The 25,889-nt window shown below is 61.8% G+C and carries 24 protein-coding genes, 1 tRNA gene and 2 riboswitches; of the genes, 20 read left to right on the top strand and 5 right to left on the bottom strand.

Annotated features, from left to right (window positions below; all coding sequences use genetic code 11):
* Together selD and alr are read right to left on the bottom strand one after the other, a co-directional pair.
* Window positions 1–463, bottom strand: a 463-nt coding sequence (gene selD, locus AC6CDK_RS16070; RefSeq protein WP_496639914.1) for a selenide, water dikinase SelD, incomplete at its 3' end; no start/stop codon positions are given.
* Between the two features lie 17 nt (window positions 464–480).
* Window positions 481–1,629, bottom strand: coding sequence for an alanine racemase (gene alr, locus AC6CDK_RS16075; protein WP_192905625.1), 1,149 nt, complete (start codon window positions 1,627–1,629; stop codon window positions 481–483).
* 123 nt (window positions 1,630–1,752) lie between these two features.
* A riboswitch (TPP riboswitch) is annotated at window positions 1,753–1,854 on the top strand.
* A 66-nt stretch (window positions 1,855–1,920) separates the two neighbouring features.
* Between alr and thiD the strand changes: the two genes are divergently transcribed.
* The 4 genes from thiD to AC6CDK_RS16095 all read left to right on the top strand — a co-directional run bounded on the left by thiD (window position 1,921) and on the right by AC6CDK_RS16095 (window position 6,196).
* Complete coding sequence (gene thiD / locus AC6CDK_RS16080; RefSeq protein WP_192905626.1) at window positions 1,921–3,393, top strand: bifunctional hydroxymethylpyrimidine kinase/phosphomethylpyrimidine kinase; 1,473 nt, start codon at window positions 1,921–1,923, stop codon at window positions 3,391–3,393.
* A gap of 49 nt (window positions 3,394–3,442) precedes the next feature.
* Window positions 3,443–4,753 (top strand): phosphomethylpyrimidine synthase ThiC, encoded by a 1,311-nt coding sequence (gene thiC / locus AC6CDK_RS16085; RefSeq protein ID WP_039642896.1) that lies wholly within the window; start codon window positions 3,443–3,445, stop codon window positions 4,751–4,753.
* A 146-nt stretch (window positions 4,754–4,899) separates the two neighbouring features.
* Window positions 4,900–4,975, top strand: a tRNA-Thr gene (locus AC6CDK_RS16090).
* 264 nt (window positions 4,976–5,239) lie between these two features.
* Window positions 5,240–6,196: a hypothetical protein gene (locus tag AC6CDK_RS16095; RefSeq protein WP_066357014.1), complete on the top strand. Its 957-nt coding sequence runs from the start codon at window positions 5,240–5,242 to the stop codon at window positions 6,194–6,196.
* Here the strand turns inward: AC6CDK_RS16095 and AC6CDK_RS16100 are convergent.
* Together AC6CDK_RS16100 and AC6CDK_RS16105 are read right to left on the bottom strand one after the other, a co-directional pair.
* Window positions 6,166–6,930, bottom strand: coding sequence for a M90 family metallopeptidase (locus AC6CDK_RS16100; protein ID WP_039642892.1), 765 nt, complete (start codon window positions 6,928–6,930; stop codon window positions 6,166–6,168). The genes AC6CDK_RS16095 and AC6CDK_RS16100 overlap by 31 nt on opposite strands.
* Before the next feature lie 36 nt (window positions 6,931–6,966).
* Window positions 6,967–10,506 (bottom strand): alpha-amylase family glycosyl hydrolase, encoded by a 3,540-nt coding sequence (locus tag AC6CDK_RS16105; protein ID WP_192905633.1) that lies wholly within the window; start codon window positions 10,504–10,506, stop codon window positions 6,967–6,969.
* A 212-nt stretch (window positions 10,507–10,718) separates the two neighbouring features.
* On the opposite strand from AC6CDK_RS16105, the gene AC6CDK_RS16110 reads away from it, so the two are divergent.
* Window positions 10,719–12,323 (top strand): sensor histidine kinase, encoded by a 1,605-nt coding sequence (locus tag AC6CDK_RS16110; RefSeq protein WP_039642891.1) that lies wholly within the window; start codon window positions 10,719–10,721, stop codon window positions 12,321–12,323.
* A 99-nt stretch (window positions 12,324–12,422) separates the two neighbouring features.
* On the opposite strand, the gene AC6CDK_RS16115 is transcribed toward AC6CDK_RS16110, so the two are convergent.
* Window positions 12,423–13,835 carry a sigma-54-dependent transcriptional regulator gene (locus tag AC6CDK_RS16115; protein ID WP_192905627.1) on the bottom strand — a complete coding sequence of 471 codons (1,413 nt, stop codon included), beginning with the start codon at window positions 13,833–13,835 and terminating at the stop codon, window positions 12,423–12,425.
* Window positions 13,836–14,353: 518 nt separating this feature from the next.
* Here AC6CDK_RS16115 and AC6CDK_RS16120 point away from each other — a divergent pair.
* From AC6CDK_RS16120 to AC6CDK_RS16190, 15 genes are all read left to right on the top strand, one after another.
* Window positions 14,354–14,596: a hypothetical protein gene (locus AC6CDK_RS16120; protein ID WP_039642887.1), complete on the top strand. Its 243-nt coding sequence runs from the start codon at window positions 14,354–14,356 to the stop codon at window positions 14,594–14,596.
* Between the two features lie 50 nt (window positions 14,597–14,646).
* Entirely contained in the window at window positions 14,647–15,039 is a 393-nt protein-coding gene (locus AC6CDK_RS16125) for a response regulator (RefSeq protein WP_039642885.1), read from the top strand.
* A 76-nt stretch (window positions 15,040–15,115) separates the two neighbouring features.
* Window positions 15,116–15,349 carry a hypothetical protein gene (locus AC6CDK_RS16130; protein ID WP_039642883.1) on the top strand — a complete coding sequence of 78 codons (234 nt, stop codon included), beginning with the start codon at window positions 15,116–15,118 and terminating at the stop codon, window positions 15,347–15,349.
* Window positions 15,350–15,439: 90 nt separating this feature from the next.
* On the top strand, window positions 15,440–16,489 hold the full coding sequence (locus tag AC6CDK_RS16135) for a cytochrome c3 family protein (protein ID WP_039642881.1): 1,050 nt from the start codon (window positions 15,440–15,442) through the stop codon (window positions 16,487–16,489).
* A gap of 3 nt (window positions 16,490–16,492) precedes the next feature.
* Window positions 16,493–17,149, top strand: coding sequence for a cytochrome b/b6 domain-containing protein (locus tag AC6CDK_RS16140; RefSeq protein WP_066357012.1), 657 nt, complete (start codon window positions 16,493–16,495; stop codon window positions 17,147–17,149).
* A 187-nt stretch (window positions 17,150–17,336) separates the two neighbouring features.
* On the top strand, window positions 17,337–18,326 hold the full coding sequence (locus tag AC6CDK_RS16145) for a cytochrome c3 family protein (protein ID WP_039642876.1): 990 nt from the start codon (window positions 17,337–17,339) through the stop codon (window positions 18,324–18,326).
* A 116-nt stretch (window positions 18,327–18,442) separates the two neighbouring features.
* Window positions 18,443–19,294 (top strand): HAMP domain-containing protein, encoded by an 852-nt coding sequence (locus AC6CDK_RS16150; RefSeq protein WP_039642874.1) that lies wholly within the window; start codon window positions 18,443–18,445, stop codon window positions 19,292–19,294.
* 34 nt (window positions 19,295–19,328) lie between these two features.
* Window positions 19,329–19,859: a menaquinol oxidoreductase gene (locus tag AC6CDK_RS16155; protein WP_039642871.1), complete on the top strand. Its 531-nt coding sequence runs from the start codon at window positions 19,329–19,331 to the stop codon at window positions 19,857–19,859.
* Between the two features lie 105 nt (window positions 19,860–19,964).
* Window positions 19,965–20,112, top strand: a riboswitch (TPP riboswitch).
* A 73-nt stretch (window positions 20,113–20,185) separates the two neighbouring features.
* Window positions 20,186–20,383 (top strand): sulfur carrier protein ThiS, encoded by a 198-nt coding sequence (gene thiS, locus AC6CDK_RS16160; RefSeq protein WP_039642869.1) that lies wholly within the window; start codon window positions 20,186–20,188, stop codon window positions 20,381–20,383.
* A gap of 70 nt (window positions 20,384–20,453) precedes the next feature.
* Window positions 20,454–21,236, top strand: a complete 783-nt coding sequence (locus AC6CDK_RS16165; RefSeq protein WP_039642866.1) for a thiazole synthase — start codon at window positions 20,454–20,456, stop codon at window positions 21,234–21,236.
* Entirely contained in the window at window positions 21,229–21,870 is a 642-nt protein-coding gene (gene thiE, locus AC6CDK_RS16170) for a thiamine phosphate synthase (RefSeq protein ID WP_039642864.1), read from the top strand. The genes AC6CDK_RS16165 and thiE overlap by 8 nt, the downstream gene beginning before the upstream one ends.
* A gap of 3 nt (window positions 21,871–21,873) precedes the next feature.
* Window positions 21,874–22,833, top strand: coding sequence for a tRNA modification radical SAM protein MnmL/YtqA (gene mnmL, locus AC6CDK_RS16175; protein WP_192905628.1), 960 nt, complete (start codon window positions 21,874–21,876; stop codon window positions 22,831–22,833).
* Between the two features lie 27 nt (window positions 22,834–22,860).
* The gene (locus AC6CDK_RS16180; RefSeq protein WP_039642860.1) at window positions 22,861–23,517 is read left to right on the top strand and encodes a fumarylacetoacetate hydrolase family protein; all 657 of its coding nucleotides are present in this window, start codon (window positions 22,861–22,863) and stop codon (window positions 23,515–23,517) included.
* Between the two features lie 378 nt (window positions 23,518–23,895).
* Entirely contained in the window at window positions 23,896–25,170 is a 1,275-nt protein-coding gene (locus AC6CDK_RS16185) for a hypothetical protein (protein WP_066357008.1), read from the top strand.
* Between the two features lie 121 nt (window positions 25,171–25,291).
* Window positions 25,292–25,889: HAMP domain-containing protein (locus tag AC6CDK_RS16190; protein WP_496639915.1), on the top strand; the 598-nt coding region annotated here is incomplete at its 3' end.

Raw genomic sequence — 25,889 nt, forward strand, 5'->3', positions numbered from 1 at the left:
TGAGTCCGGTCACGGCCAGGCCGTACTTGAGCTCGTCGTCCTCCACCGTATGGCCGCCCACGAGACAGGCCCCCGCCTCGCGCAGGGCGTCGTGCCCGCCGGCCAGAATGGCGGAAAGGACCGACCCCGGCAGCGCGCACGCCGGGAAGAAGACGAGGTTCATGGCCGTGACCGGCCGCCCGCCCATGGCGAAGACATCCGACAGGGCATTGGCCGCCGCGATCCGGCCGAAGGTGTAGGGATCATCCACCAGTGGGGTGATGATGTCCACCGTCTCCACCAGGGCGAGCCCCTCCCCTATCCGGTACACCCCCGCGTCGTCGGCGGTTTCCGGCCCCACCAGCAGATTCGGATCGTCTTCCCGAACCATGCCGCTCAGCGCTTGTTCCAGGCCCGCCGGGCCCAGCTTTGCCGCTCAGCCGGCTGCTTTGACGAGCGATGTCAGCTTGATGCCTTCGGTCATCGGAGGTTCCTTTCTCCTCACCTGTGCCTGATCGACGGGTTGAGGTAGATGCGCGGCACCCGCTTGCTGATGCCGCAGAAAATTTCGTAGGGGATGGTGCCGGCCCACTCGGCAAGCTCTTCGGCACGGACGCAGTTCCCCTCCCGGTCGCACCCCAGGAGCGTCACCTCGTCGCCAACGGTCACGCCGGAGATGTGGGTCACGTCGGCCATGATCCAGTCCATGCAGACGGTGCCCACGACCGGAGCGCGCCGACCGCGCACGACAACCTCCGCGCGGTTGGTGAGGGAACGGCTGTAACCGTCGGCGTAGCCGACCGGAATACTGGCCACGAGTCGCCGGTCAGGGGCGGTGAAGCGGCGGGCGTAGCTGATGCTCGTGCCCGGCTCAACCCACTTGAGCAAGGCGATGGAACTGCGCAGGCGCATGATGGGCTTGAGCGCCATCTTTCCCTCGAAGTCGCCGGAAGGGAGCGCGCCATAGAGGACGATTCCGGGCCGGACGAGGTTGCAGAACGGCAGGTCCATGCCGAAGGCTGCCGCGCTGTTGGCGATATGGACATAGCGCGGCTCGAATCCCTCGTGGCGGGCCGCCGCGACAGCCGCGGCAAACCGGCCCGCCTGGAGATCGGAGTAGCGCCGGCCATCTTCGTCGAGTTCGTCGGCGGAGGCGAAGTGGGAGATGATCCCCTCCAGGTCCAGGTGCTTCAACTCCCGCAGGGCGCGAAAGAAGGCCTGCGCCTCCTCGTGGGGGATGCCGAGGCGCCCCATGCCGGTATCGATCTTCGCATGGACCCTTGCCCGGCGATACAGGCGGCCGGCCGCATCGTCCAGAACCCGCGCCTGCTCCAGGCTGAACAAGGCCGTGGACAGGTTGAACCCCACGCACTTGCGTTCCTGGCCGGGATAAACCCCTCCCAGGATCAGGACGGGACGATCGATGCCGCTCTTGCGCAGTTGAATTCCCTCGGCCAGGAAGGCAACGCCGAAGGCGGTCACTCCCAGGGCCTCCAGCTCGCGGGCGATATCCATGAAGCCGTGGCCGTAGGCGTCGGCCTTGACTACCGCCAGGATGCCGCACCCCTGGGGAATCGTACGGGCGACGAGGTCGTAGTTGTGACGGAGGGCGGCGAGATCGACTTCAGCAATGGTGGGCCGGCTGTCCATGCCCCTTTAGGTACCACTTCTCTTCCCGGCTGTAAAGGATGAAAACCTGCGCCTTACCGCCCGGCAAATCCACGTTAATTCCGTTGACTTGTGGGGGATTATCGTTTAGCTTTGTTTACACACATAGTCTGCTGGGGGAGTTCCTGGGAACTGAGACGGGCCACGCCCGAACCCTTCGAACCTGATCCGGTTTATACCGGCGTAGGGAAGCGGCCAGAAACAATCATCCGTACGTCTTTTCTGGAACCGCGACTTTGCCGTCGCGGTTTTTTTTTGAGGAGATTTCCTGCCATGGCCTCTAACGGTCACACGCTTCGGCTCGTCGTCAACCGGGACAAGCACGACTCGGTCATCAGGGGGCTCTACCTGGTGACCGACCACGACGACAACCTCATCACGCGCGTTGAGGCGGCCATTGACGGCGGTGCCCGGGTGGTCCAGTACCGCAACAAGAATCTGGACCGGGAGGGCCGGTTCACCCTCGGCCTTGAGTTGCGGGAGCTGTGCCGCAGGCGGAGCATCCCCTTCATCGTGAACGACGACCTGGAGATGGCCGCAAGCCTCAAGGCCGACGGCCTCCACCTGGGCCAGGGGGACGGCGACCCCCGCGAAGCGCGGCGCGTTCTCGGCCCCGGCACGATCATCGGCGTGTCCACCCACACTCTGAGCGAAGCCCTGGAGGCCCAGGCGGCCGGGGTGGACTACATCGGCTTCGGCGCCATGTTCCCCTCCCGGAGCAAGGAGGTCGAGCACGTGGCCGGACCGGAGCTGCTTGCGGCCATCCGGAGCTCCATCAGCATCCCCATCGTCGCCATCGGCGGCATCACCCGCGATAACGGCGCCCGTGTCATCGACGCCGGTGCCGATGCCGTGGCAGTCATATCGGCGGTCCTGTCCCAGCCCGACCCGGCCCTGGCGGCCACCGAGCTAGCCCTGCTCTTCAACCGGCGCGCACCGTTTCCGCGCGGCTCCGTCCTTACCGTGGCCGGCAGCGATTCCGGGGGAGGCGCGGGCATCCAGGCAGATCTGAAAACCGTCACCCTGCTCGGGAGCTACGGTTCGTCGGTCATCACGGCCCTGACAGCCCAGAACACCCGGGGGGTCAGCGGCATCCACGGCGTACCGCCGGCGTTCGTTGCCGACCAGCTCGACGCGGTCTTCTCCGACATTCCCGTGGATGTGGTCAAGACCGGCATGCTCTTCTCGGCGGAAACCATCGTCGCCATCGCCTCGAAGCTTGTCGAGTACCGGCGGCGAATGGTAGTGGTCGATCCCGTCATGGTGGCCAAGGGGGGGGCGAACCTGATCGACCGCGGAGCGGTAAGCGTGCTCAAGGCGCGGCTCTTTCCCCTCGCCTACCTGGTTACCCCCAACATACCCGAGGCCGAGCGGCTCACCGGCGCAAGCATCTCCGACGAAGAATCGATGCGGGAGGCGGCCCGCCGCCTGCACCGGCTGGGGGCGCGCAACGTTCTCATCAAGGGCGGCCACCTGCTGGCCGGCGACTCGGTGGACATCCTCTTCGACGGGGCAGCCTTCCACCGCTTCGCCTCACCGCGAATCCTCTCGAAAAACACCCACGGCACCGGCTGTACCTTCTCCTCGGCCATTGCCGCCTATCTGGCCCAGGGCGACCCCTTGCGCGAAGCGATCGCCCGGGCCAAACGCTACATCACCGCTGCCATCCGCCTTGCCCAGCCCCTGGGACGCGGACACGGACCGGTCAACCATATCCTCGCCGCGGAGGACGTCAGGGACCGGTGATCGAGGACCGGCAGAAATCACCCGGATAACGACCAAGGAGTATCGACACATGGCTATGACGCAACTGGAATACGCCCGCAACGGTATCATCACCGACAAGATGAAAGAGGCCGCCCTGGCCGAAGGGGTATCGCCCGAATTCATCAGGGCGGGCATTGCCGACGGGACCATCATCATCTGCCACAACAACAAGCACCACAACGGCCGCCCCCTGGCAGTGGGCACAGGGCTGCGGACCAAGGTCAACGCGAACATCGGCACCTCCGCCGACGACACGGATATCACCAAGGAGCTTGAGAAGGCCCGGGTGGCGGTTCACCACGGCGCCGACGCCATCATGGATCTTTCCACCGGCGGACCGGTGGACGAAATCCGCCGCGCGATCATCGCCGAGACCAATGCCTGCATCGGCAGCGTCCCCCTCTACCAGGCGGCCCTCGATGCGGTCAGAACCAAGAAAAAGGCCATCGTCGACATGACCGTGGACGATATCTTCGAGGGAATCATCAAGCATGCCGAGGACGGGGTCGACTTCATCACCGTCCACTGCGGCGTGACCCGCGCCACGGTCGAGCGCATGAAGAACGAGGGACGCATCATGGACGTGGTTTCCCGCGGCGGCGCCTTCACCGTTGAGTGGATGACCTACAACAACGCCGAAAACCCTCTCTTCGAGCACTTTGACCGGCTGCTCGACATCGTCAAGGCGTACGACATGACCCTGTCGCTGGGGGACGGCTTCCGCCCCGGCTGCCTCGCGGATGCCACTGACCGGGCCCAGATCCACGAGTTGATCCTTCTGGGCGAGCTGACCCAGCGGGCCCAGGACGTGGGGGTTCAGGTCATGATCGAAGGCCCCGGGCACGTGCCGCTCAACCAGATCGAAGCGAACATTCTCCTCCAGAAGCGGCTCTGCCACGGCGCTCCCTTCTACGTCCTCGGGCCCCTGGTAACCGATATCGCTCCGGGCTACGACCACATCACCTGCGCCATTGGCGGCGCCATCGCCGCAGCGGCCGGGGCCGACTTCCTCTGCTACGTGACGCCGAGCGAGCATCTGCGACTGCCGAGCGTGGAAGACGTCCGCGAGGGGGTCATCGCCTCCCGCATCGCCGCCCATGCCGCCGATATCGCCAAAGGGGTCAAGGGGGCCATGGCCAAGGACATCGCCATGGCCAAATGCCGCAAGAAACTGGACTGGGAAGGGCAATTCGAACAGGCCCTCGACCCGGAAAAAGCCCGGCGCATGCGCGCCGAGTCGGGCGTGGCCGAGCACGGCGCCTGCACCATGTGCGGCGAGTTCTGTGCCTACAAGGTGATGGACGACGCCATGGAAAAGCAGCGGACGGCAACCCGCTAGCGGCAGGGATTACATATTGACACCTGCCCGGCATTCGGGTAAATACAGGTATCGCCACAACGCATTTACGACACTTTTTCTGAAATCCTGTGGCCGAGCATACAATTCAGTCTCGCAATTCAGCAAAGTTACATGAAGTATTGCATGCCACCGTAGCTCAGTCGGTAGAGCAGCTGATTCGTAATCAGCAGGTCGTCCGTTCAAGTCGGATCGGTGGCTCCAGCATACACGATGGGGCTGCGGCACACGCCGCAGCCCCATTTGCGCTTTCCGGCCCGGGCTCGGCCAATGCCGATGCACCGCCCCGCCCAACTATTTTGCTGGAAATCGAGTAGCCGACATGCATAATTAGACAATCCTCACCACCCACAATCCAACCCATCCTCCGGCAGCACCAGATACGGACCATTCGTCTTCCTCCCTGGCGGGATGAATCTCTCCATGGGTGTCATTGACGGAAGCGAACCAGCTCGAAAGGAGACCCCCGTGCGTTTGGACAGATACATTCTCTTCGCGAGACAGGCCCTGGCGGCAACGGCAGGTAGTGCGATATTGCTGGCAGCACCCGTGCAGGCAGTGGTTCCGGCGGCCCCCCAGGACTACCTTGCGGTGGAGGCGCCCGAGGCCTCTCCGGCTGAACGGACCCTCGCCCCCCTCTTCTCCCCCTCGTTCCAGTACCGGGATATCACGGTTACCACCGAGGGAGACCGCCGTCTCGTGACCATCACCTCGGACCGGGGAATTACCAGCAGAAACGTGCGCAAGCTCAATGAAAGCCTGATCTCCCGGGGTATCAGCATCTACGGGGCCGCCTACTATGGCGACTTCGCGTGGGACCGGACCGTCCTTGACGCAGCAATCACCATTACGCGAAAGGTGGAAGGCGAACCGGATACCATTGAAATTTCCGACGGCACGATCCGGGACATCAAGACCAGCAAGCCGCTCGTTCCGCTAACGGTGGCGGTTTACGAACTCCACATCCCCGTGAGCAGCGATTTTGCCACCTCATGGAAAAGACAGCGGATCATTCCCGCCGTGGACATTCCCGCTCCTGAGCCGCGGACCGGCCGTTTCCCCGATTCCCGCGTGTTTCAGATCCGTGAGAATGAGCCCCTGCGGCGCAACGTGGTCTATGCGGTAAAGGGAGACCTGAGGGAGGTGGAACAGTTCTTCGACCGGAGGCTGAAAGAGATCCATCGGACCGTGATCGTGGCTGGGGATGTTGAGGGGGTGCCGACGCCCGCCGAGGTTTTCGGCATCAAGACGTCGGCCCAGATCATCGTTCTGTCCGGCTACTCCTACGTCAACAAGAGGCTCGTCTCAACCGAGGTGACCCTGCGCCGCGCCGGCGACCCCAACTTCTCGGACTACATCGAGATCGAGGTGGCGGAGACCTACCCAGACGAAGGTTATTCCCAGACAGCGGGGTCCTGGCGATAGTACGAACGCAATAATCCGTAGAGTTCCGGATGGCGGGCCTTCAACTCACCGGGCATCTCGAAGAAACTCTCGGTCGCCACGGCGAAGAATTCCGCAGGGCTCTCGGCCCCATAGGGATCGAGAAAGCTCCAGCGGCCGGCTTCGTCGTCGTCAATGAGGCGCCGGTATTCCTGTTCCAGGATCTCACGCCAGGGTGACTGTTCGGGCTCATTGGGCAGAAAGCCGTCGTAATCGGTGAGCCGGTCCTGGTGGTCGAGCTGGTGGGCGAATTCGTGAAACACCACGTTGAACCCGTCATCGGGTGTTTGGGTGTCCAGCACCACATCCTTCCAGGACAAGACAACGGTCCCCAACTCCCATGACTCGCCCACCCGGGGCTCGGGCCCCTCGGTGACCACCCCTCCCTCGTCCCAGCGTTGCCGCTGGCCGACGTACTCGTCCGGATAGATGACGATCGACGAAAGGTGCGGGAAGTAATCACCGGGCCGATGGAGGATGAGCAGGCAGGCAAGGGCAGCCACGGTGACCCTTATCTCGTCGGTCATCCGGATGCCGCCGCAGCCTTCAAAGCTCTTTTCCTCCACGAACACCCGCACGTGCCGCAGCAACTCCTGCCGGTCGTCAGCGCACAGGCGACTGTAGAACGGCACATTGCGTTCAACGATTTCCAGCCACTGGGGGGGAAACTCGCCCCTGCGCAGCCTTTTTCTCCTCCACCATGCAAGCAGGCCCATTAACTCCGTTTCCACTCACGGAAACACGCTATCGCGTCACCGTTTGCAACGAGTTGCGCGCACCGAAGCGGGTTTCTTGCCGGAGTGGGTATGTTTCCGCTCCGGCGTTTCCAGCAGGGCAGCAAGCATAAGATCGACCCGATAGCCGGCCGTACGCGCCATCGCCTCCAGGCGCACCGCTTCGTGGGCAATCATCCTTGTGGTGCCGGCCCGCTCGCCCCTTTGCTTCGCAACGGCGGCATCCCGGTCTGCGAGGAACAGGATCCAGCCCACCAGCGTCTCGAACGGCTCCTGCACGAACCAGTCGACGCCTCCGCTTCGATGGACGCCAAGAAAACGGGCTGCCGATCGGTCGGTAAAAAGTCTCGCCAGACAGCGGCGCAGGGCCTCTGCGGTATCGAGGCGCTCCAGTCCCAGGAGCACTTCGACCAGGAGGACCGCCCGATCCGCGCACAGCGCCTCATCGTCGCCGGTGCCGCATGCCGGGCGGAAGATGTCGGCCAGGGCTCGCCGCAGCCCCAGGGTCGCAAACCATTCGGCGGAACGGGCGCGGTAGCCGTCAGCGCCGGCGAGTCGTCCCGCTTCGCCGACAACCGCGAGGCTCCCGCGGATCAGCCGGCCCAGCAGAGCGTCCCCGGGGGCGGCACAGGTGCCGGGGTCATGCTCGTCCGCTTCTTCCGGCCTGGCTGCGGCCGGCTTCACTCCCAAGGCCAGCCGGGCCATGATCGTGTCAGCCACGTCCCCCATCTCGCCGGCCGCCCCTGTCTCCCGGGCAAGCTCCGTCAGGAACGCCATGAGCTTCTCACGGAACGCAGCCGTCGCCTTCCGGCGCGCCGCGGTCACCCTGCCGGCGGAGGCGAGAACGTCAAGCACCGCCGGCTCGTCCCAGAGGTCGGTGAAACGCGCCACAAGCGTCCCATGGCGGACAAGCTTGACCTCCTCGTCGATGCTCGGCACCCCACCCCCGCCCAGCCGATGGCAGAGGTGGCCCCAGGTTCCGAAATCGTCATCACGGATCTCCCTGAAATCGAGGAACACGTGGAACTCGTACGGCTCCAGGGAAACGAACAGCCCCTCCCTGCAAAGCTCGCGACCGTTTCTCAGGTACTCGAGCCCTGTCGCGTGGTCGCGGAACGCGTAGTAGTGCCGACCATCGCCGTTCAAGCCGAGGACAGTCCCCAGGTCGGTCTGGACGGAGGTCGTGTCGCCCGTTTCGGGGTTGGCGACCTTGGCACATGAACTCCTGATCCAGCCGGAAGTGGCGGCAAACCGGTTATGGAAGACAACGAGCGCCCGATCGTCTCCCCGGCGGTTGGAGTAGGCGAACACATCCTCGTTTACCGCTCCGTTCACGAAAAAGTCATAGAGCACGAAGTTGCCCGACCCGGAGAAAAGGGGGCGGCGGCGCATGAGCGGGAAGATCCACCGCTCGTGGCCGGACACCAAATGCTCGTCCACCGGTTCGTCCCAGTAGGCGCGCCGGTACTCCATGCCGTACTTCTCGTGGAATCCTTCGACCTGTCCGTGGCCGAGCATGGGAAGCCCCGGCATGGTGACCAGCAGCACCGCGGCACCGAAGTACTTTCCCTCCTTGCCGAACTGCTCTACGGCGGTCCGCTCGTCGGGGTTGTTCATGAAGTTCACGAACCGTTGGAGAATGCGGTGATCATAGGCCAGCACATTCTTGATGGTCTGGCGGTACTTGGCGTTCTCCTCCATCTTGAGCATGTTCATGAAGGCGCTGTTGTACACCCGATGCATGCCGAGGGTCCGGACGAAGTATCCCTCCATCAGCCAGAAGGCCTCGGCCAGCAGCAGGGTATCGGGCGCTTCGGCGGCAACCCGGTCCACCACCTGACGCCAGAACTCCTCGGGCATGGCGGCATCAAAAGCGGCCCTGGTCATGCCGTGCTCGGCCCGGGAGGGGACTCCGCTGTGACCCGGCTGGGGAAACCAGAGGCGCTGGTAGTGGCGCTTGGCCAGGGTCATGGCCGCGTCGAACCGGATAATGGGGAAGTTGTGGGCCACATGGAGAATGGTCCGGATCACCGCCTCGCGCACTTCCGGCTTGAGGTAGTCCAGTTGGGCCGTGTCGTTCCAGGGGGTGCTCGTGCCGTCGTTGCCGTGGTACATGTAGCGGGTGGCCCCGTCCCGATGGTCGTACAGCTTGAAGACGACGGCGGCGTCGGTGCGGTCCCAGTAACCGTCCTCGATGTGAACGCTCACCTCGGGCGAGCCGGAGAGATCGGGGCCGGTAAAGCGGTACGTGGGATATGGCGGGTAGTCGAGCTGGATGAACCAGTCGGGGTGCTCCACGATCCACTTGGAGTAGATGCCGGTGTGGTTGGGGACCATGTCGCTGGCAAGGCGGATGCCGCGGCGTAGCGCCCGTTCCTTCAGGTCGTGGAGCGCGTCCCATCCGCCCAGGTCGTCGGCGATCCGGTAATCGAACAGAGAGTACGCAGACGCGATGGCATCGACGTTGCCGGAGCGGTGCTTGATGGCGCGCGAGGCGCTGGAGCGCTCCCATATGCCGATGAGCCAGAGTCCCGTAATGCCCCAGCGGGCCAGCTTGTCGAGTTCCGCATCGGGAATCTGGTCCAGGCGGGTGATCTCGCGGTCGTACCAACGGGACAACTGCCCGAGCCACACGTAGACCATCTTTGCCATGAGGACCACGTTCGGCATCCAGTCCACGTCGGGGGAGAACCGCTCGGGCTCCGGATAGTGGTCGTCAGGACCGGCGAACCCGGCCCCGGGTCCGAATCTGAGAACCTGTGGAGGCCCGGCGCCTCCCCAGCGTGCGCGGGTTTCCTCCTCAAGGATGCCAAAGGCGATGGCCAACTCCTCCACGAGCTCGGTCGGCAGAAAGACCCCCCATTGCTCCCGGATAAATGACAGTTGCCCCGCCAGGGAGTCGGGCGCGGCCTTGAGGGGGGCACGCAGCAGTTCGGGAAGGGCCAGGCCGAGTCCCGGTACGGGCGGGAGCGTTCCGAGCGTGCCCTCGACCGACTCCATCACGCGTCGGTAGGGAGAAACGGCTGCCAGCTCGCCGTCGTCAAACAGGTGGCGGAAGGTATCGATCGCCCGGTTTTCCGACGCCACCCGCAGGAGCAGGAGCTCGGTCGCCACATGACGGCGCCGCTGCTCACGGTATGCGGCACCGCCCAGAAAGCGATCGGGGCTCTCTCCGTCAAGAAGTACCGCGGCAGGAGGGAAAAGCTCCACGAAACTCCGCTCAACCGCCGCGACAGCGTCTTCACCGCAGACGGCCCCGGCCGCTCCCAGTGACGACAGGAGCGCTCCCGGCAGCCCCTTTTCTTCGTAGAGGTCGACCATGCCGCGCAAGGCCCGGAGCAGAAGCGTATAGAGGTTAAGGGCTCCGGCTGAGACCTGGCGCCCCGCCACCTCGGGAACGGTATCAAGTCGCTCGGCAATCCGGCGCAGGAAAAGAATGCGCCCCCCTGACAGCGGAAGGCCCCTGGCTGCCGTTTCCAGGTCGAGGCGTTGCCACGCCCGGCCGGACATGTGCAGTTCAAAGGGAAAATAGGATTCTCTACGTTTCGGTCCGGTCATTACCACCTCGTGAAGCACCTTGTTGCTCTTCCTGCCGCTCAGGTCAAGCATTTCACATCATACATCCTATTCCCGCCGGTGTCACCTCCGGAGACTCCGAATCTGTGGTCACAAGCAGCTTGACTATTAATGCTGCGCACATTAATCTTTTGTTACCACGATATCCACAGCCACATAACAGCAACTCCGTCACGTAATCGGGAACCGCTGCCGTGCGCCTGAGCCTGCTCGCCAAATTAACGATTGCCACCAGCTTCGTGCTCCTCGTAACTATGGGGCTCTTTGCCTACATCAACGTGGAGCAGTTGGAAAAACTCCTCTTCGAAGAGGCGGTTTCCGATGCCGACAAGCTCAGCGAAACGATCATTCGCACCACCCACTACCACATGCTCGAAGACAACCGCGAGCGCGCCTACCAGATCATCAACGAGGTCGGGAGCCAGAAGGGGATCACCCAGCGGATCAGAATGATCAACAAATTCGGCCAGGTGACCCACTCCACGGATCAGAGGGAAATCGGCTACTTCCTGGACAAAAAGGCCGAGGCGTGCAACATGTGCCATTCGGGCCCCTCGCCCCTGGTCCATGCCACCACCATGAACCGCAGCCGCCTCTTCACCGACAGGGAAGGTAAACAGGTTCTCGGCCTGGCAAAGGCCATCTACAACGACGAGCGCTGCTTTACCGCCCCCTGCCACTACCACCCGAAGGAGGCGAAAGTCCTGGGGGTTCTCGACGTCATCGTCTCCCTCGACCCCATGCACCAGAAGGTCTATGCCTACCGCAACGAAATCATCGTTCTGACGGTGCTGCAGATCACGCTCATCGCCCTCTGCCTCACTTTTTTCACCCAGCGTCTCGTCAATCGGCCGGTGCGACAACTGGTCAGGCTTACCCAGCAGGTCGGCGAGGGGGATATGGACACGCGGGTGACGCTGTCGTCCCATGATGAGCTGGGTGAACTGGCCTCGGCCTTCAACTCCATGACCGTGAACCTCAAGAAGGTCCATGGCGAGCTCGAAGACTGGGGCAAAAACCTGGAGGTAAAGGTCGAGGAGCGGACCCAGGAGCTCAAGAGAATTCAGGCCCAGCTCGTCCATTCCGAAAAGCTTGCCTCACTGGGAGAGCTGGTGGCCGGCATTGCCCACGAAATCAACAACCCCCTGACCGGCATTCTGGTCTTTGCGTCACTCATGGCCAGCGACAAGAAGCTCGACCCGTCACTCAAGGCCGACCTGGACCTGATCGTCAAGGAGACCCAGCGCTGCGCCAAGATCGTCAAGGGCCTGCTTGATTTCTCGCGGGAGTCGATTCCGCAGAAAAGACCGTCGTCCGTCAACGCCATCATGGACGCCACCCTGACCCTGGTGGTCCATCAGTCATGCTTCCACGACATCACCGTGGTCAAGGAGTACAACCCGGACATACCTGAAATGCTCCTTGACCCCCACCAGATAGAGCAGGTGTTCATCAACCTCCTGCTGAACGCCTGCCACGCCATTGCCGGTTCAGGAGAGGTGCACATCAGGACAGGGCTCGATCATGTGAATGAGGAGGTCAGCGTGGAAATTGCCGACACGGGCTGCGGGATTCCCGATGAAATAATCAGCAAGATATTCGACCCCTTCTTTACCACCAAGGAAAACAAGGGGACGGGGCTGGGCCTCTCGGTTTCCTACGGAATCATCGAGGGGCATGGCGGCAGGATCGACGTGCAGAGCAGAGTAGGAATGGGGACCACCTTCACCATACGCCTCCCACTTGTTCACGAGGCCCCCCTTGAGGCGGCAGCCGGCCCGCGGCAGGGAAACGCCTGACCCGGCAGCGAGCGGTGCAGACAGCAAAACGACCACATACAAAAGGGGGCGCTCGATAGAGCGCCCCTTTTTGTATGTGAGACTGTGTGGCCGGTACGTTCAGTTGGGCATCTGGTTACGGACCGAAATCCGGAGTTTCTTGAGCAATGCCTGGAAGTTGGGCCGCAGCATCCCCGTCTCCTCGGCGGCCCGGGTAATGTTCCAGTTGTTGCGCTTGAGCGCCTGAAGCACGAAGGCCTTCTCTATGGGCTCCACGGCCCGCTCCCGAATCTGGCGCTTTGTTTCCTTGAGCTCTTCCACGTTCTGGGGCACATAGCCGCCCCCCCCGGCCTGGGCGTCCGTAGCGACGCGAAGCTCAAGGTCCTCCTTCTGAATCAGGTCCCCCTCTGCAAGGACAACGGCCCGTTCAATGATGTTTTCAAGCTCACGTACGTTACCGGGAAAGGCATAGCCTTCCAGAAGGGCTAGGGCATCGGGGGCGAGCCCGCGGATATCCCGCCCCATCTCCTCGGAAAACGTGGAGAGGAAATGCCCGATAAGAAGATGGAGATCTCCCGTGCGCTCCCGCAGGGGCGGCAGATCAAGGGGAATGATGTTGAGCCGGAAGAAGAGGTCCTCCCTAAAAGTTCCCTGGGAGACGAGAGTGCGCAGGTTTTTGTTGGTGGCTGCCACGAGACGTATGTCGATGGGGATCGGCTGGGTGCTGCCGATGGGGGTTATCTCCCGCTCCTGCAGCACCCGCAGCAGCTTTGCCTGGGTGGTGAGACTGATGTTGGAGATTTCGTCCAGAAAGAGCGTGCCGCCGTCGGCCACCTTGAACAGGCCGGTCTTGGTCTGGATGGCTCCGGTGAACGACCCCTTGACGTGGCCGAACAGCTCGCTTTCCAGGAGATTCTCGGCAAGGGAGGTACAGTCCACGGCCACAAAGGGGTTGTCGCGTCGGTGGCTGTTATTGTGGACGGCCCGGGCCACCAGTTCTTTGCCGGTGCCGCTTTCGCCGGTAATGAGAACGGTGCTGTCGGTGGGAGCAACCTGGATGATGCGGCGGTAAACCTTTTGCATCTCCTTGCTCTCCCCCACGAAGGTGTCGAAGCCGTGGTGCTCGCCCAGCTCCTTTTTCAGAAAGATATTCTCGAGCAGTACGGCTCGCTGCTCAAGGGCTTTCCTCACTTTCTCCGTGATCTGGTCCGGGGTAAAGGGCTTCGCGATATAGTCGAAGGCGCCGTTTTTCATGGCCTCGACTGCGGTGTCCACAGTGGAGAATCCGGTAATGATGATGACGGGAACCTCGGGTTGCAGGATCTTGATTGCCTTGAGAACCTCCATGCCGCTCATGCCGGGCATTTTGAGGTCAGTGATAACCAGGCCGTAGTTCTCATCCTGCAGCCTCTCCAGGGCAATCTGTCCGCTGGCGGAGGTCTCCACATGGTAGCCCTCCTTTTCGAGGATCCTCCGCAGTCCCTCCCGGATGACCGCTTCATCGTCAACTACAAGTACATCAATGTTTTCCATCCGCCACCATCCCCTTTCCGTTGCCGTCCCCGCGCTATGTTTTCATGAGAGCAGCGACATGGACTCTATGGTTCCAGACAGATTAACCCCCTGACAAATATAGACAAATATTAGCTGTTTTTAAATTACCTCAATCATGTGGGGAAGTCAAACCCATTGACAACGCCTGGGCAGAAAGAGTTGCATACACCTTTTACCAAAAGTTCGCATTTTCAGCATGTTACAACTAAAAACAACTGTATATTTTTTTATACACCACCCTCAACCCCAATAACCAACGCAACTTCAATCAGTTGCACAGCGCAAGGTCTCTCCGCAAGCCAGACGCTATTGGCTTCCGTGTATAGAGTAGCCATACAGCCCCTGCAGGCCCAGTGGGACACGCACCGCTGAGCCCGGCAAAATAATTCTGTCATTTCAACAAAGTAGAGAGTTTTAATAAAAAAATCTCATCATGGCATGACGAGTGCACTACCTGACATCAAAGGGCTCACATCTCCGGATCAGGGAGGATTGATATGAAAACGACCGCGAAAGCATTGATGATGACACTGGCAACGGCAGGCACGGCATGGGCGGCCAGCGGAGCGGAATCAGAGGGGAACGGCCTGCTGGTAACCTCGTTTCTCGCATTCGGCGCCCTGATCATTGTGCTCCAGCTCCTGCCGGGGCTCATGCTCTTCGGAGCGATGATCAAGGGGCTGTTCATCAGGCCGGCAAAAGACATCACCACCGGGGCATCGGGCAACGAAACGGCGTAAGCGGCGCGGAACGAGCTGCCACAGCGAAGCCGACAGAGAGAGGGACGACCATGTTAGGACTTCTCATAGCGGACAATGATACGGAAGCTCGCAAGCAGATGGCTGATCTCTTCATCGAGGCGGGATACAACGTCATCGTGACCACCTCGGCGGCCAACGCGATCTATGGAATCCTCAAGAAGGCGGCCCAGGTTGTGCTGATGGGGAGCGAGTTCGATGAGTTCAAGGCCGGCGAGTTGGTTCCTCTGCTCAAAAAGTGCAACCGTGACCTGACGATCATTCTGGTATCCGATGAGGCGTCTTTGCCGACCATGAGAAAGCTCCGGAAGGAAGGGATTTTCTACCACGCCCTGAAGCCCAGCAAGCCGGAGGACAAGGAAGAAATACGCCAAGCCGTGCGCTGCGCGTTCGACAGTCTGCTCAGTTGCCGGCCGGCGCGGTAACAGTCCGGCTCATCGAGCAAAGCAACTCAATCATCAATAGCAAGAGCCATACAACTCGACGGAGGAGGAAACAGCCATGAAACCCACAACGATCACACAGGCAGCGGCACTTTGGCTCGGCAGCGTCGTACCGGCGCTGGCAGCCTCGGGAGCACGGGAAGACAACAGCGGCGTCTTCGTATGGATATTCCTCGGATTCTGCGCTCTCATCATCGTGGCACAGTTGCTGCCCGCCGTCCTCATGATGCTCGGCTTTGCCAAGGGACTCCGGAAAGAGCCGGCCATGGCCAAGGAAGAGGCGCACCACTAGTCAGCCGGCGCGGGAGCGACGCCCCGCGCGCCACGGAGCCCGGCCGGCCCCCAGGGAGCCGGCCCCGACATCACCTCAAGGAGGCACACGATGCGCACCCTACGGAAGACGGCAATTGTGCTGTCGCTCCTCGCGATACTCCCCGCCGCGGCCCTGGCCGGGGACAAGGCGGCCGATGTCTGCCTCGGCTGCCACAGCGACAAGGAAATCGGGAAGAGCGGCTCCCACCTCTACATCGATGCCGCCAAATACAGCCGCACCACCCACGCCATCATCGGCTGCACCTCATGCCACGACAGCGTCACAGCGAGCCATCCCGACGATGGAATCCGTCCCTCGCGGGCTGCATGCCGCGAATGCCATTCGCCGATCGCCAAAGAATACGGTGCGAGCCTCCACGCCAACAATGCCGGCTGCGCCGACTGCCATGATCCCCACGCAGTGAAGCCGCCCGCCCTGACCTCCGGCCGTGACATGAACGCCAAGTGCGCCAAGTGCCATGAGACGGCAAAGATGGTCGAGGTTCACAGCAAGTGGCTTCCCCAGGCGGACCTGCATATCGATGCGCTGCCGTGCATCACCTGCCATACCGGCTCCGAGAATTACGTGATCACCATGTACATCCAGAAGCGGGCCGGGGAAAAACCCCAGAGCGACTTCAAAACGGCGACCTACGACGACCTCTCCCGCGCCCTTCCGGGCGACCGGGACGTGAAGGCGATCATCGACACCAATGGCGACAACTATATTTCCCTGGCCGAGCTGCGCTCGTTCAACAAAAACGCCCGGCATGACGGCATGAGGCTCTGGGGGATGATGACCCCTGAAAAGATAACCCACACCTATCAGATTCTGGATAACCGCTGGGACTGCACCTTCTGCCACGCATCGGGTCCCCGGGCCATGCAGACGAGCTTCGTCGCATTTCCCGACAAAAACGGCACCTACAGTCGCGTCGCGGTTGAAAAAGGCGCAGTCCTTGACCTTCTCTACGGGACCCCCGACTTCTACATGATGGGCTCCACCCGCAGCACGGCACTGTCCATCATCGGCGGCCTGATAGTGAGCGGCGGCATCGCGTTCGCGGGAATTCACGGGACCTTCAGATTCCTGACCCGGAAAAACAGAAAGGAGCACTGAGCCATGAGCGCCCATAACGAGCATGCCGAACATAAGGAATTCATCTACCTCACCCCGATGCCGGTCAGGATCTGGCACTGGATCAACGCTCTCGGGATCGTGACCCTCTGCCTGACCGGCATCCAGATCCGTTTCCCCGAATATGTGAACATCTTCGGGACCTACAAGGCAGCCATCAGGCTCCACAACACGGCAGGGATCACGGTATCGATCTTCTATGCCGTCTGGCTTGCCTACTACCTGATCGTCAAGGGCAACCTGTTCAAGCTCTATGTGCCGAACACCTATGACATCAAAATGGGAATCTTCCGGCAGGTGCTCTACTACTTCTACTACTTCTTCAAAGGAGGGCAGAGCCCCCACCATGCCACCCCTGACGACAAGTTCAACCCCATGCAGAAGGTGGCCTACATGGGACTCATGCTCGCCCTGATGCCCCTGGTGATCATGACCGGCATCCTGATCCTGAACGTGGCGCCCCTGCGCGAACTGATCCTGCTCATGGGAGGGCTCAAAATCCTCGTGAGCGCCCACTTCCTGATCGCGTGCTGCTTCTTCGCCTTCCTCTTCGTCCACGTCTACCTGGCCACCATGGGGCACACCCCCCTTGCCCACTTCAAACCCATGTGGGATGGCTGGGAAGAGGTTGAGCATCACTGAACACCCCCCGGCAGAGCCACAGGCGAAACGGTCCGATCCGTTTCGCCTTTTTTGTGGAAATCGCCGGAAATCCACTATCCGCCAGACCAGAACAGTATTTAAAATTGACTAATTTATACCTGTTACTTATAATCCATCTGCTTTGTGCATACAGCATACAAGCATCCACTTGCCACAGGAGGCTACCATGAGATTCCGCTGTTTACCTCTTCTCGCGGTATGTATCATCTCACTTGCCGGTTTCGCCTACGGCATCACCATTAAAGATGCGGTGTTCCAGACGAAGGACGCCGGCCGGGTAGTCTTCAGCCACAAGGCTCACATTGGCAAGAAGGGGATTGAAAACAACTGCAAGGCGTGTCACGACGGAATCTTCAGCCTCAGGAAGAAGGTCGCCTACACCATGGCCGACATGGAAAAAGGCAAATCGTGCGGCGCCTGCCACAATGGCAAGGAGGGGGTGTTCCCCCTGAAGGAATGCGCCCGCTGTCACGCGGTGAAGGAGATCACGTATCAGGTCAAGGCCACGGGGCCGACCCCCTTCAGCCACCAGAAGCACCTGGCCGTCTATGACAACTGCAACGCCTGCCACCCCAAGCTCTTCAACGCCGGCCCCAACAGGCGCGCAACCATGGCCGACATGGAAAAGGGCAAGTCGTGCGGAGCCTGCCATAACGGCAAGACTGCCTTCGGACTCAACGAATGCGCCACCTGCCACATGGTGAAGGAGGTCACCCTCTCTTCGCCCGGCACGGGCAAGATCATTTTCAGCCACAAGCTGCACGCCGGCAAGATGAAGTGCGACCAGTGCCACAACAAGCTCTACGTACCGGGAAGGAACAAGCCGGTTGGCATGGCCGCCATGGAGAAAGGCAAATCATGCGGTGCCTGCCACAACGGCAAAACGGTCTTCGACGTGAAGCAGTGCGCCAAGTGTCACCCGGTGAAGGACGTGAACTACAAGGTCAAGGGAGCCGGTCCGGCCACCTTCAGCCATGCCCTGCACCTCTCCATGTACACGTGCTCCGACTGCCACACCAAGCTCTACAAGACGGGCCGGAGCACGAAGGTCGTGACGATGCACGAAATGGAGAAGGGCAAATCGTGCGGCGCCTGCCACAACGGCAAGACCGCATTCAGCGTCCGGGAGGACTGCGTCAAATGCCACAACATGTAACCACCTGACATCACTCCAGGCAGTACTGAAAAGGGCGGGGGCATCAACCCCGCCCTTGCATTTTGTATAATTGAGGTTAACCTTCACCATGAAAACTTCTTTTTAAAGGAGATCCCATGCCCCGGAGTTTCGCCGCAAAAGCCATTGTCCCGCCGGCAATCGCCGTGACAGGGTTCGTCATCGTCTGCTGCATCCTCCTCTACTCGGTCATCAAGACCGACATGCTGAACGACGCCATTCAGCATGAAACCAATCTGGCGGATACCATCGTCAAGTCGGCACGCTATGCCATGCTCAAGGATGACCGGGAAACCCTGCGCAACATCATCGACAACGTGGGGCAGCAGAAAGGGGTCGAGCACGCCCGCATCTTCAACAAGAAAGGGGTTATCATGTTTTCGGCCCACACCGAGGACATCGGAAAACTCCTGGACAAGAAAGAGGCGGGATGCGTGGCCTGCCACTCCGGCCCGGTCCCCCTCACCAGCATGGGGCGCATGGACCAGGCCCGACGCTTCATCAATGAAAAGGGGCGGCACGTCATTGCCATAACCGTTCCCGTGTACAATGAGCCCGAATGCTTCAATGCCTCGTGCCACGTCCACAGCCCGAACCAGAAGGTGCTCGGCACCCTCGACATCGGCCTGTCCGAAGCCCCGCTCCAGAAGACCCTCAACGTCATGCAGGGAAGGATGGTCGTCTTCTGCCTGATGGTGCTGCTCCTGACCGTGGGAGGAGTCTCGGCCCTGCTGCGCCGGAACGTACTGCTGCCGGTCCGCGAACTGGCCGATTACGTTACCGCCGTCAAGAGGGGAGACCTGAGCCGCAAGGCACCCGCCTACCGCGATGAAGTGGGAGAACTGGCCCGTGCCTACCAGGAGCTGGCCCACCAGTTGAAGGAGCGGCGGGAGTCACCGGACCAGGCCACCCCAGACGAACCGGCCGGCAACCAACGGGACCGCTCCTGACTCCGCTGTCAGGTCAACCATCGAAACGGCACCCATGAAGCGAACCACTGAACGTTCTCCTTCACACGACACCCCCATCTCACCGCCCGACCGCGACCTGGTGAGGCAGGAAGCGGCCGAGCGCATCCGCCGCTACCGCGTCACGGCAAGCCGCGGGCTGTGGGCCATGGCCCTGTTCCTGGCAGTGAGCACCGCCGCCCTCTGGGACTTCAGCTTTCTGCCTCCCATGTCGGACCCGGTCCGGGCCTTTCTGGGGAAACCGCCTTCAGCGACCATGATCAGCGGAGTGCTCGTGCTCTATACCTTTTCCGCCATCATCCTGATTCTGGCACGGATGATGGGAGGATCCGAGCAATACAGCGGGTTCGCCCATGTGGGCTACCTGACCGCCTTCTATCTGTTCTACTATTTCGCCAAATCCCTGGGTGAGAACTACTGGGCCGTTTTCGTCGCAGGAATCACCATTCTGGGGCTTGAGAGCTATCACATCTGGAACTTCTGCTCCGAAGCGATCCGAAAGGACCAGGAGATCATCGATGCCATCGACCGGAACCGCAGAGAGTAGCCGCCGGTGCAGCGCCGGGCTGCCGAAACGGGAAAAGGCTTGACGAAAAAGAGGAGAATTGCTAGCTTTGTCTGTGCGTTAGGCTGTTTCGACAATCACATACCATCGAACCGCTAGGGGAGTTTCGGCTGAGAGCCCGTCTGTGATGCCGTTCGGACCGCGCCCGGATAACCGGGAACGGCACGAAACGGCAGGGCGACCCTTCGAACCTGATCCGGGTAATACCGGCGTAGGGAAGCGATAGAACATGGATCACCACAACCCATGGGCCGCTTCTGCGGCCTTTTTTGTTTACACAACCTCACCCCGTCCCCACAGGAGGCCCCATGAACATAACCGTCAACGGCGAAGCCAAGAGCATCGCACCCATGAACGTCCATGACTTTCTCCACTCCATCGACATCGACCCGCGCAGGGTCGCGGTGGAGTTGAACACGGACATCCTGCCCAAGGCGGAGTACCAGGGCACTGCCCTCAAAGAGGGCGACACGCTGGAAATCGTCCACTTCGTAGGTGGTGGGTAAGGCCGGCCGCATCGGTCCGGCCCGTTCCCGACAATGCGTCGCGATCCAAACACTTCAAGGAGATTACACCATGTCCAATGCAGCCGATAAACTGGTCATCGCCGGCCGCGAGTTTTCCTCCCGCCTCATGGTCGGCACCGGCAAGTACGCCAGCAACGAGCAGATGATCAAGTCCCTGGAGGTCTCAGGGGCAGAGATCATCACGGTGGCGGTACGCCGGGTGAACCTGGCCGACCGGGGCAAAGGGTGCCTGCTCGACTTCATCGACCCGAAAAAATACACGCTCCTGCCCAACACCGCCGGCTGCTACACGGCCGATGACGCGGTCAGGACCTGCCGGCTGGCCCGGGAGGCCGGGATGAGCGATCTGGTGAAGCTGGAGGTGCTCGGCGACGAGAAGACCCTCTTCCCCGATAATGAAGAGTTGCTCAAGGCAGCAAAAATTCTGGTGAAGGAAGGGTTTACCGTCCTTCCCTACACCAGCGACGATCCCATTGTCTGCAAAAAGCTCGAAGATATCGGCTGTGCCGCGGTCATGCCGCTGGGCGCCCCCATCGGCAGCGGCCTGGGCATCCGGAACCCGTACAACATCCTGATCATCAAGGAAGCGGTCAAGGTGCCGGTCATCGTCGATGCCGGCGTCGGCACCGCCTCCGACGCAGCCATCGCCATGGAGCTGGGCATCGACGGAGTTCTCATGAACACCGGCATCGCCGGCGCCAGGGATCCCATCGCCATGGCAGAGGCAATGAACATGGCGGTGCGGGCCGGCCGGCTCGCCTACCTGGCGGGACGCATTCCCAAGAAACTCTATGCCACGGCATCGAGCCCCATCGAGGGGATGATTGGCTAAGGTCGATTTTTCGCTCTACCTGATCACCGACCGCCACCAGACAGGTGGCAGGGACCTGCTCGCCGTGGTCGAGGGGGCCCTGGCCGGTGGCGTGCGGTGCGTGCAACTCAGGGAAAAGGACCTGCCGGCCCGGGCGCTGCTTGAGCTCGCCCGGGCCATGCGCAGCCTCACCGACCGCTTCGGAGCCAGGCTCCTGATCAACGACCGGGTCGACATCGCCCTGGCCGCGGGGGCCGACGGCGTTCACCTGGGCGAAGAGGGGATGCCGGCTGCCGTGGCTCGGAAACTGCTCGGTTCCGGGCGACTCATCGGTGTTTCGTGTCACGGCCGCCACGGGGCAGCAGCAGCCGTGGCACAGGGGGCAGACTTCATCACGTTCGGGCCGGTCTACCCCACCCCGTCCAAAGCAGCCTACGGTGAGCCGGTGGGCATTGGCCAGCTGGCTGCAACGACGCAGGAGATACACATTCCGGTGTTCGCCTTGGGAGGAATCAAGGAGGCGAACATCCCCGAGGCGCTGGCTGCCGGCGCGGCAGGGATTGCCCTGATTTCTGCCATCATCGCCGCCCCGGACCCCAGGGAACGCGCCCGGGCGATCCTTGCGCTCCTGCCGCCCCGAACCCGAGACGAGTAAGTCATGTCAGACCTGTTCATACATCCCGAGCTTCGTTTCCACTCCTACGGCACCTGGCTGCGCCGCCGCTTCGGCTGCAATGTGAGCAAGGTGAACGTGGACGGCGGCTTCACCTGCCCCAATCGCGACGGCAGCCGCGGCACCGGCGGCTGCATCTACTGCGACAACACATCCTTTTCCCCCGGCGGCACCGTCCCCGACAAGTCGATCGAATTGCAAATGGCCGAGGGCATGGCCTACCACCGGCAACGGCTGGGAAGCGAGAAGTTCATCGTCTACTTCCAGAAATTCACCAACACCTATGCGCCGGTTGCCCGCTTGCGGGACCTTTATACCCGCGCCCTTTCCCATCCCGACGTGGTGGGGATCTCGGTGGGCACCAGGCCCGACGCCCTGGCGGACGAAGCCCTTGAACTGCTGGCCGATCTGGCGCGGGAGCACTACGTCTGCATTGAACTGGGGCTCCAGTCCATGGACGACGCCATCCTGGAGCGGATCAACCGGGGCCATACCCTGGACGAGTACCTCCGGACCGTTGATCGGATCGCGGGACGGGGCATCGCCCTCTGCACCCATCTCATTTACGGCTTTCCCGGCGAAACCCGTGAAGGATTCCTGAAAACGGCGCACCTGCTTGCGGGGCTGCCGGTGGACTCGGTTAAGCTTCACCAGCTCCATGCGGTACAGGGGACCCGTCTGGCCGAACTCTACCTCAGGCGCGAATTCGTGCCGATCACCCTTGCCGAGTACGTGACCACGGCCTGCGATTTCCTGGAGCTTCTCCCCCCCCGCATTGCCGTCCAGCGCCTCTACGGCTCGGCCCCCCTCGCCATCCGGGTGGCGCCCACCTGGAACCTGAGGAACAACCAGATGTGGTACGCGATCGTGAACGAGCTGCGTCGGCGCGGCACCTGGCAGGGGTGCAGGCTCGACCGGGAGCAGTGCCGCGCCGGCAACCTGTAGACCTCACCCACCCCAAGGAGGCACGAGATGAAAACAGCCAGGCTTTCCCCGTCGGGGAATGAGTTTCCCATCGGCAAGATACTCTGCATCGGCCGCAATTACGCCGAGCACATCAAGGAGTTGGGCAACGAGACTCCCGACGCGCCAGTTGTTTTCATGAAACCCGCCACGGCGGTCATCGGTGACGGGGAAACCATCATCATCCCCTCCTATTCGCGCGAATGCCACCATGAGGCCGAGTTGGCGCTGCTGATCGGAAAAGGGGGAAAAGACATCCCGCCCGAACGGGCGCTGGAGCATGTGGCCGGCTACGGAGTTGCCATTGATCTGACCCTGCGGGACGTGCAGGCCGAATTAAAGAAGAAGGGACTGCCCTGGGAGATCGCCAAGGGGTTCGACACCTCCTGCCCCCTTTCAGCCTTTGTTCCGGCGAGCCGGGTGGCCGACCCCCACGACCTGCGCATTACCCTCCGGGTGAACGGAGAGATGCGCCAGGACGGCTCCACCTCCCTCATGATCCACCGGATTCCCCAGATCCTCAGCTACATGTCGGGAGTTTTCACGCTGGAACCGGGAGACGTGATCCTGACCGGAACCCCTGCAGGCGTCGGCCCCCTCGTGGCGGGAGACACCGTGGAAGCCGAGGTTGTCGGCGTGGCGGCGCTCCGGGTAGCCGTTACATAATACAAATTAGCACATTATTGACATTGTTTTTGCAGACACCCCTCTGTCAGCGGGTGAATAATTGTCGGGGGTTTTCCATGGAAACACAGAAAAGCTGCCCCGAATGTCAGGGGCTTATGCTCCTGCTGCCGGGGTGAGGCGGTCTCTTCTGGCGGTGCCAGAAGTGCGGCAGGAAAGCGCCGTTTGGCGGACGGGAGATGCATTCTTGCGGTTGTGGCGACTGAGCCACTGAAAAGGGGAATGGGTAATCCATTCCCCTTTTTCTTTGACGGCAACCGGCCCGGTGGTTCCCGGCGCCGGAAAGACACGTATTGTAGTTGACCGGCCCGGTGATAGAATGGTACCGATGCTATTGACCTTACAGCCAGCGGAGCGCCGATGCCCATAGACGTCTTCGATGCCATCAAGCCGAGCCTCCAGGGGCTGCTCGGCGGAGCCCGGGTTGCCCTCACGGGGCCGGGAGAGGAAGAGGCCGAGGGGGGGCACGTCCTGCGCAAACCCATGGTCGTCGATGAGGTCACCTACCTCTTTTCGGCGTGCCGGCACTCCATTCCCTTCACCCGCACCGAGGAGATTTTCTGCGGCGAACTGGTGGCCGCCTTTGCCGTGCTCTACTCGGGCTTCAGGCAGGAGGGCTATGCAGCTCACTTCCGCACCGCACTCCTGGCCTCTCTGATGGACATCACGGTGGCCCGCTTCCTCCGGGGCGACCACCGCAAGGCGTTCTGGTCCATCCAGCAGTTGATCCAGCTCCTCAAGAACCTCTCCTACCAGCGCTACGAGGGGAAGCCCGCCACCACCGGTTTCCTCGTGTACCGGACGACGCTGGTGGAATTCCGCAAGCGGGTGCGCCATCAGAAGTGCGCATGGCTCGACCTGAATCCCCAGCAGGCGCTGGCGCCCACCCTCTTCGACAATCCCCTCACCTACCGCTTCATCGATGGAGCCAACTCGCTGTTTGCCGCCAATGTTCAGATGCAGCTCACCGGCATCGTCAAGCCCAGCGGCATTTCCGAACGGGACGAGGTGGACCGCAACGCCCACCGCAGCGTCTTTGCCCTGCTCCGGAACGCCGGGGCCGGGGCCTTTGCGGTCAAAGTCAACGAGTCATCGGAAATCGAAGCCATCATCTGCCCCGACAAGCTTCTGGTGCGGCGCAGGGGGCAATGGGGCATCTTCGATCCGGACATCTTCCGCTCGTTCCTGGCCGGCTGCCTCGATCCGGAGGAAATCGAGGAACTTGCCTGGACCCTCTATACCCTCTCCAAAACCCGCCACGGCACGGTGGTCCTGATCCTGGAACGGGGGGACCGGCAACTCGCCCGCCTCAAGCGGGGCTCGGTGGGGGGCGACGACCCACTCGGCATGATGCTGGCAAAGCGGGTGAAAGGAAAGACCATCAGCCAGCTCAAGCAGTCGGGCGAACTGGTGCGGCTCCTCTCGTCCGACGGCATGACCGTCTTCAGCCGCCGCGGCAGACTGCTTGACACAGGGGTCATCATCGACACCTCCCACGCCCGGGAACTGGTGACCGGCGGCGGTCGCACCACCGCGGCCACGGCAGCTTCCTTTTCGGGGAAGGTCATCAAGGTTTCCGAAGATGGCCCCATCGAACTCTACCAGGAAGGAGCGCGCGTTTACTCTTTTGGATAACGCTGTTCCGGCCTTTACCCGAACGCCATATCAGGAATGCCATTTGCATACAACCTCGCAACTTGACGTATCGCGTCAGCATTCCGCGCACCTCACCACCACCATATACCGGGAGATTGCCGTGGCAAAGAATCTCAGCCTGGGGTCCAGACTCATTCGTTTTTCGCTCGCCGCCGGCCTCGCCGTGGGAACGACGGGAGCGGTTCTGGCGCTTACCTATGCACCAGCAGCCGGCTACGGCAAGGGACATGCGCACCTTCTGGCAAGCATGCTCGGGTGCAACGCCCTGCTGTCGCTCTTCGCTCTCTGGATGCTTTCCGCCAGAAAACTGGTGGCTCGTGTCAACAATCTGGCATCTGCCATGGACCGGGGGGCCGAAGGAGACCTCACGGTCACGGTCACGGATGAATCGTCCGACGAGTTGGGGCTGCTCACCGACAACTTCAATGCCATGTTCGGCCGCCTGGCTGGAACGGTTACCCGGGTCAAGGAGGCCGTCGAAGAGCTGCGGGCCATCTCGGCCACGGTCAAGGACGCGGTTGAGCGCGGGCTCGACACGGCGGAAGTCCAGACAGGGGCAGTGCAGCGGACCACCGACGGGATCCGCGCCATTGACCGATCGGTGAACGAGGTCGCCCAGTCAGTGGAAAGCCTGTCGCGCACGGCCTCCGAGAATGCCGCCGCCATCGTCCAGATGTCGACGAGCATCGAGGTGGTGG

The organism is Geobacter sp. PheSNFMC (assembly GCF_059620965.1).